The sequence below is a fragment of the Faecalimicrobium dakarense genome (genome assembly GCF_000499525.1).
Taxonomy (GTDB): domain Bacteria; phylum Bacillota; class Clostridia; order Peptostreptococcales; family Peptostreptococcaceae; genus Faecalimicrobium; species Faecalimicrobium dakarense.
Genome location: NZ_HG529235.1, coordinates 20785 through 27637 on the forward strand (window position 1 = coordinate 20785; position 6853 = coordinate 27637).

A 6853-nucleotide genomic window follows, 5' to 3' on the forward strand; every position below is an offset into this window, starting at 1 on the left:
TAACATAGATAGTGGGGGTGTGTGGTTTTATGGCCAAAACATTAGTCATCGTAGAATCGCCTGCAAAAGCTAAAACCATAGAAAAGTTTTTAGGAAAAGGTCATTATACCGTAAAAGCTTCGGTTGGTCATGTAAGGGATTTACCAAAAAGTAAATTAGGTGTGGATATAGAAAATAATTTTGATCCACAGTATATAAATATAAGAGGTAAGGGCGACGTAATAAAAGAATTAAAAAAAGAAGCAAAAAAATCTAAAAAAGTATATCTAGCAACCGATCCAGATAGAGAAGGTGAAGCTATATCATGGCATTTAGCTCATATACTAGATTTAGATGAAAAAGATGAATGTAGAATAGAGTTTAACGAAATAACTAAAGATGCTATAAAGAAAGCTATAAAAAGTCCGAGAAATATAGATATAAGCGTAGTTGATGCACAGCAAGCTAGAAGGGTCTTAGATAGATTGCTAGGATACCAAATAAGTCCAATACTTTGGCTAAAGGTAAGAAAAGGACTTAGTGCAGGTAGAGTTCAGTCAGTAACAACAAAATTAATTTGTGATAGAGAAAAAGAAATAAAAGCATTTATACCAGTTGAATATTGGACTATAGATTTAGAGGCAAAAACTTCAAATGGTGAAGATGTAAGCTTAAAATTCTATGGAAAAGACAATAAAAAAATTGAAATAGAAAATGAAGAAATGGTAAATGAAATTTTATCTGATATTAAAGATAAAGATTTAGATGTAGTCTCTATAGAATCTAAATCAAGAAAAAAAGCAGCACCAAAGCCATTTACAACAAGTATGCTTCAGCAAGAAGCTGCAAATAAATTATCTTTTACAACTAAAAAGACTATGAGTATAGCACAAGAGTTATATGAAGGTATAGATATAGATAAAGAAACTGTAGGTCTTATATCTTATATAAGAACTGATTCAAAGAGAATATCTGATGAAGCAAAAGAAAAATCAAAAGCTTATATACTAGATGAAATAGGCGAAAATTATTATAAAAATACTGCTGAACAAAAAGAGAAAAAAGAAACTAAAAAAGTGCAAGACGCTCATGAGGCAATAAGACCAACTTATGTTGATAAAACTCCAGATAGTATAAAAAGTTATTTAAGTAAAGATCAGTATAAACTATATAACTTAATTTGGAGAAGGTTTGTAGCAAGCCAAATGGAAGACTCTGTATTTGATATATTAAACCTAGAATGTCAAATAGGAAACTATATATTTAAAGCAACTGGGTCAAAAATGAAGTTTGATGGATACACTAAAATTTATAATTTTACAGATAGAGAAGATAAGATATTACCAGATATTAAGGAAGGTGATGTACTTAACTTAGAAAATATAAGCCCGCTTCAACACTTTACTAATCCACCAGCAAGGTTTACAGAGGCAAGTTTAGTAAAAACACTTGAAGAATTAGGAATAGGAAGACCAAGTACTTATGCACCAACAATAACTACAATACTTAATAGAGAGTATGTTGAAAAACAAGGAACAAGTCTTTGCCCTACAGAATTAGGGATAATAGTAACTGATATATTAGAAAATAACTTCCAAAAATTTATAGATGTTGATTTTACAGCGCAAATGGAAAATCAATTAGATGAAATAGAAGAAGGACATATTGAATGGAAAAAAGTTGTTTCAGATGCATATGAACCACTTAGAGAAGCTATAGAAGTAGCAATAGAAAGCATAGAAAAGATAAACATGGATGAAGAGACAGATGAAATATGTGAAAACTGTGGAGAGAACATGGTTATCAAATACGGTAGGTTTGGAAAATTCATGGCATGTAAAAACTATCCAGAATGCAAAACTACAAAGCCTCTTGTAAATAAAGTTGGAGTAAAATGTCCAAAGTGTCATGAAGGAGATATAATTCTTAGAAAGTCTAAAAAAGGTAAGGCCTTTTATGGATGTTCTAATTATCCAGAGTGTGATTTTATAGCATGGAATAAGCCTACAGGAGAGGTTTGTGATAAGTGTGGATCTTATATGATAGAGAAAGTAACTAAATCTGAAACAAAAATAATATGCTCAGATAAAGACTGCAATAAGGGTAATATCAAGGAAAATAAAGATGCATCAGATGAAAAAATAGAAAAATAGATAAATACTAGTAATCATATTGTAAAAGACAGAAATTTGTGATAACATTTCAAGTGCATGATTTAGAAACAAATTAAAGTTTTTGTTAAACAAATTAGATATACTTAAATAATAAAATAGGTTGTATGATGCCTGACTTTTATGAGGAGATGAATATAAATGGCAAGTGAAATGTTACAAAAAACAAGAAAAATAAATCAAACCCTACAATCAAGTAGTGGAAGCAATGTCTCTTTTAATTTATTAGCCGGAGCATTAGGAGAAGTATTAAATGCAAACGCATACGTATTAAGCAGTAAGGGGAAAGTTTTAGGATTATACCTTAAGGATGCTAATGATAGTTCAGTTATAGAAGATGAAATTACTAAACAAAAAAAATTCCCAGAGGAATATACTAAAAATTTATTAAAAATTAATGAAACATTAGAAAATATAACGGGTGCAGATTTATTAGGATTGTTCCCAGAAGAACATGATAGATTAGATAAAAATAATACTATAGTACCTATATTAGGTAGCGGCCAAAGACTTGGAACATTAGTGCTTTCAAGATACGGTGAAAGATTTACAGATGATGATTTAGTTATAGCTGAATATAGTGCAACAGTAGTTGGTCTTGAAATATTACGAGCCATAGGTGAAGAGTTAGAGGAAGAAATGAGAAAGAAAGCTGTAGTTCAAATGGCTATAGGTACATTATCTTACTCCGAACTTGAAGCTGTAGAGCATATATTTGAAGAGTTAGATGGAAAAGAAGGATTACTTGTTGCAAGTAAAATAGCAGATAGAGTTGGTATAACTAGATCTGTTATAGTTAATGCCCTTAGAAAATTTGAAAGTGCAGGGGTTATAGAATCAAGGTCTTTAGGTATGAAAGGTACACATATAAAAGTACTTAACGATAAGCTTATTGAAGAACTTAAAAAACTAAAAAATAATCACTAAATATAAAAAGGTATCTATTTTTAAGTAGATGCCTTTTATTTAATTACAGATGGATTTTAGGAAAGGGTGAGATTATGCAACCTTTAGCAGATAAATTAAGACCACATCAAATAGAAGATATGGTAGGTCAAAGTCATATAATAGGTAAAGGGAAAGTTATTAATAAACTTATAGAAAATAATACTATCCCAAATATGATTCTATATGGTCCTCCAGGAACAGGTAAAACAACATTGGCAAATATTATAGCTAATGTTACAGGGAAAAATATATAAAATTAAATGCAGTAAATTGTGGTGTAAAAGAAATAAAAGAAGCAATAGATGCGAGTAAAAGAGATTTATTTTCTTATAATGGTATAATTTTAATGCTAGATGAGATTCAGGCATTAAATAGAAAACAGCAACAATCATTACTTGAGGTAATTGAAGAGGGGTCTGTAACTTTAATAGCAAGTACTGCTGACAACCCATACTTTGTAGTATATAAAGCCATTTTAAGCAGAAGTACTATATTTGAATTTAAAACTATAGAAAAAAGAGATATACTGAAAGGGCTTGAAAATGCCGTAAATAAGCTTAAGGCTATATATGAAGATAAAGATATTAATGTTGAAGAAAAAGCTTTAGAATACATAGCAGAGGCCTGTAATGGTGATATGAGAAGTGCATTAAATAAATTAGAGCTAGTTTTTAATTTAGGAATAGATATACCTTCTAATTATGTAAATATAACTGCTCAAAATGTTATAGAATCTTCAAGTGTAAAAATGCTAAGTTATGATAAAGGTGGAGATGATGGGTACTCTATATTATCTGCATTTCATAAGTCTCTGAGAGGGTCTGATATAGATGCATCAATTCACTACTTAGCTAGACTTGTAAAAGCAGGAGATATTCAAAATATTACTAGAAGGCTACTTTGTGTTGCAAGTGAAGATGTAGGACTTGCTGTACCACAAGCTATAACTATAACAGAGGCATGTGTTTCAGCAGCGCTTCAATTAGGCTTTCCGGAAGCTAGAATACCTCTGGCACAAGCTACAATATATTTAGCACAATGCCCTAAATCAAACTCAGCTGTCATGGCTATAGAAAATGCATTATCAGACTTAGATAATATAGAGGTAGGAGATATTCCACTTCATCTAAAAGATGCACATTATGCTGGAGCTAAAGATTTGGGTAGAGGAGTAGATTATAAGTATCCGCATAATTATCCTAATCATTATATAAAACAACAATACTTACCTGATGCTATAAAAGATAAAAAGTACTATATTCCAGGAGAAAACAAAAATGAAATATCTTTTAAACAGTACTGGGATAGTATAAAAAGTAATGAATAATAAATTATAAATAAAATATATTTAAGGTGCTGACTTTTAAACATAAAAGCTAGCACCTTTTGATATAAAAAATATATGGGAATAAAGCCTATTTAGATATACGTTTAGTGATATAATTATTTTAATTGGAAATGAAAGATATGTTATTAGAACGACATAACGTTACAATAATAATAGTCGATCATAAGTTAATAGAAGGTATACTAAGTAGATATGATGAAATAGTAGTTATGGATAGTGGTAAAATTGTTGAGATAGGAAGCTTTAAAGTGTTAATGGAAAATGAAGGTGAATTTTAAGATTTATACAAAGTAGAATTAAGAAATGAAGATGTAGTTTAATATACATAATAAAAACGTGTAGAGATAGATTTTAATTTATCTCTACTTTTACATATAAATGTATTATAAATTTAAGCCTTATTAATCGTAGTACATTACATATTTTAAAATAAATTTTATGCAATATTAAAAAATAGAGAAGAGAATTATAAAATAAATCATATAATTAAATATCTACTATAAAATGTATAGTACAAATTTTATTTATGAATAGATATACTTAGCAACTGTTCATATCAGGGGGAATGGTTATGATTGTAAAGCTTGATAATACTTATAATGATAAATTAATGAAGTATTTAAAAAAAGAGCCCGAATTTAATCTATTTATAATAGGGGATATAGATAGATATGGTTATAATAATTATTTTTTTAATATCTGGGGCGATATAAATAGAGATGGAGAGTTAGAGGGAATTTTAGTAAAATACTTTGATTTTATTATAGTTTATTCTTACTCTAAATTTAACATAGATAAATTTATGAATTTAATTAATAGATTAGACTACTCTGAGATAAGTGGGAAATCAGAAATAATAAGCCAATTATCAAATAGGATAGATTTAAGAAAAATAAGAACTGTTAATCTAAGTAAGTTAGATAGAGAGATAGCATATACAAATAGATCATCAAGAATAAAAGTTAAAAAAGTAAGGTTTGGTAATTTAAAAAGGATAGTAAGATTATATGAATTAATTGATGAATTTGAAAATACAAATATAGATTGTATAAAAAATGGATTAAAAACTGGAAGAGGGTATTGTATAGAAGTTAATAAGCAGGTAGTAGCTATGGCTAAGAGTACTTCAGAAAATAAAACTCATGCAATGATAGTTGGGGTAGGAACACATCCGAATTACAGGAATAAAGGGCTTGCAACTAGATGCATAGTAAGAATTTGTAATGAATTATTAAGTGAAGGAAAGATACCATGCCTGTTTTATGATAATGAAGAAGCTGGAAAAATATATAAAAAGCTAGGGTTTGAAAATATTGGTTTTTGGAGCATAGGATATAGGTAACTTAAATTTAAAAAGATTGTTAAAAATTTAATGTTAAAATAAATTATATATTGTATAATTGATTTATTGAAGAAAACATTTTTATTAATCAAGGGGAACTTAGGAGGAGAGTATGTATAATATAGGTATAGACGTTGGAGGAATGAGCATAAAAGCTGGTATTGTTAATAATGGAGAAATTATTAGTAAACTTAGCAAAGAAACAGATAGGCAAGGTGGGTTAGATAAACTAGCTGATGATATAATCGAATTAATAACTAATATTTTAAATAAGAATAATATCGATATTAAGGAAATAAATACAATAGGTATAGGGTTCCCTGGAGTTGTTGCCAAAAATGGAGGGGTAACATGTGTTAATCTAGGATTAAAAAATGCATTAGTTGTACCTAAAATAAAAGAAAAGTTTTCAAATACTAGAGTAATGGTAGGAAACGATGCAAATGTTGCTGCACTTGCTGAATATGCATATGGAAGCATGAAAGGTTATGAAAGTGGAGTTATGATAACATTAGGAACTGGAATAGGCGGAGGAGTTGTAATAAATGGTAAACTTATTACAGGGGCTAATGGAATAGGTGCAGAAATCGGGCATATGATGATATCTAGCAATTATTTTGATTGTAATTGTGGCAATAATGGATGCTTTGAGACATTTTGTTCAGCTACAGCAATAATAAAGTATGCTAGAAAATTAGTAGAAGAAGGAAGAAAAACAATCATAATTGAAAAGGCAGATAATGATGTAAATAACATAACTGCTAAAATGGTATTTGATTCATATAAAGAAAATGATGAAGTTGCAATAGAAGTTGTATCTAGATTTAGAAAATATTTAGCGATGGGGCTTGCTAATATTATAAACTTTATAGACCCGGAAGTTATATCAATTGGAGGAGGAGTTTCAAATGCAAGTGATATAATGTTAGAAGGGTTAAGTGAGCAAATTAAAAAACACCTTCCATTTGATGGTGCTGGAATTGGAGAAATAGTTATAGCTAAATTTAAAAATGATGCTGGAATATTAGGGGCATCTGCTCTATAAATAAATAAAACTGCCTAGAA

7 protein-coding genes are annotated in these 6853 nt (G+C 29.1%); all 7 read left to right on the plus strand.

Annotated elements, in window-relative coordinates:
* Positions 1 to 29 precede the first annotated feature (29 nt).
* The 7 genes from topA to BN899_RS01780 all read left to right on the plus strand — a co-directional run bounded on the left by topA (position 30) and on the right by BN899_RS01780 (position 6833).
* Entirely contained in the window at positions 30 to 2132 is a 2103-nt protein-coding gene (gene topA / locus BN899_RS01760; protein ID WP_042272078.1) for a type I DNA topoisomerase, read from the plus strand.
* A 159-nt stretch (positions 2133 to 2291) separates the two neighbouring features.
* On the plus strand, positions 2292 to 3077 hold the full coding sequence (gene codY, locus BN899_RS01765; protein WP_042272081.1) for a GTP-sensing pleiotropic transcriptional regulator CodY: 786 nt from the start codon (positions 2292 to 2294) through the stop codon (positions 3075 to 3077).
* Between the two features lie 74 nt (positions 3078 to 3151).
* Positions 3152 to 3352 (plus strand): AAA family ATPase, encoded by a 201-nt coding sequence (locus tag BN899_RS21055; protein ID WP_330362414.1) that lies wholly within the window; start codon positions 3152 to 3154, stop codon positions 3350 to 3352.
* A gap of 92 nt (positions 3353 to 3444) precedes the next feature.
* Positions 3445 to 4425: an AAA family ATPase gene (locus tag BN899_RS01770; RefSeq protein ID WP_330362415.1), complete on the plus strand. Its 981-nt coding sequence runs from the start codon at positions 3445 to 3447 to the stop codon at positions 4423 to 4425.
* A gap of 140 nt (positions 4426 to 4565) precedes the next feature.
* Entirely contained in the window at positions 4566 to 4724 is a 159-nt protein-coding gene (locus BN899_RS18865) for a hypothetical protein (RefSeq protein ID WP_154658871.1), read from the plus strand.
* Between the two features lie 293 nt (positions 4725 to 5017).
* Positions 5018 to 5788, plus strand: a complete 771-nt coding sequence (locus BN899_RS01775) for a GNAT family N-acetyltransferase (protein ID WP_042272083.1) — start codon at positions 5018 to 5020, stop codon at positions 5786 to 5788.
* A gap of 112 nt (positions 5789 to 5900) precedes the next feature.
* A complete protein-coding gene (locus tag BN899_RS01780; RefSeq protein ID WP_042272086.1) occupies positions 5901 to 6833 on the plus strand; it encodes an ROK family protein in 933 nt (310 codons plus the stop codon).
* Positions 6834 to 6853 lie beyond the last annotated feature (20 nt).

Bases quoted from the DNA above. Each gene is read 5' to 3' on its own strand.
- BN899_RS21055 (WP_330362414.1), top strand. From the start codon at position 3,152: ATGCAACCTTTAGCAGATAAATTAAGACCACATCAAATAGAAGATATG.
- BN899_RS01780 (WP_042272086.1), top strand. From the start codon at position 5,901: ATGTATAATATAGGTATAGACGTTGGAGGAATGAGCATAAAAGCTGGT.
- BN899_RS18865 (WP_154658871.1), top strand. From the start codon at position 4,566: ATGTTATTAGAACGACATAACGTTACAATAATAATAGTCGATCATAAG.
- BN899_RS01775 (WP_042272083.1), top strand. From the start codon at position 5,018: ATGATTGTAAAGCTTGATAATACTTATAATGATAAATTAATGAAGTAT.
- topA (WP_042272078.1), top strand. From the start codon at position 30: ATGGCCAAAACATTAGTCATCGTAGAATCGCCTGCAAAAGCTAAAACC.
- codY (WP_042272081.1), top strand. From the start codon at position 2,292: ATGGCAAGTGAAATGTTACAAAAAACAAGAAAAATAAATCAAACCCTA.
- BN899_RS01770 (WP_330362415.1), top strand. From the start codon at position 3,445: ATGCTAGATGAGATTCAGGCATTAAATAGAAAACAGCAACAATCATTA.